We start from the raw sequence: 476 nt of genomic DNA on the forward strand, positions 1-476 counted from the left end.
GTGGGTGTAACTTACACCACCACAACCGATGCCAACGGTAATTGGTCTTTGGTGGGGCTTGATGTATCACTACTGGATGTAGGCTCTGTGATTGCCACAGCCACAGATGCAGCAGGGAACACACGCACAATAAGCTCAGATGACTTTGATAACACACCACCTACACTCACAGTTGAGGTGGATGCACAAAGCAATAGCAACACGCCTATAATCAGCGGCACAAGTGACGCAGGCGAAGGGGCACAAGTAACGATTGTGGTGACCGACAGTGACGGTAACCCACAAACCATTACCGCCCTTGTTGATGCCAACGGCGAGTGGAGCGCCACCCCAGCGACACCACTCAGTGAAGGTGAAAGCACAATTGAAGTGAGCGTACGCGACAGCGTAGGCAACGAAACCACCGTGAGTGAAACCACGACTATCGACACGCAAGCGCCAACGCTTACGATACAAAATGTAGGCGATATAAACGA

1 protein-coding gene is annotated in these 476 nt (G+C 51.7%); it reads left to right on the forward strand.

What is annotated here, in order from left to right:
- Window positions 1-476 (forward strand): Ig-like domain-containing protein (locus PSH54_RS20595; protein WP_273607012.1); only part of this gene is annotated, 476 nt, incomplete at both ends.

This window comes from Pseudoalteromonas sp. Angola-30 (assembly GCF_028599215.1).
In the GTDB taxonomy this organism is placed as follows: domain Bacteria; phylum Pseudomonadota; class Gammaproteobacteria; order Enterobacterales; family Alteromonadaceae; genus Pseudoalteromonas; species Pseudoalteromonas atlantica.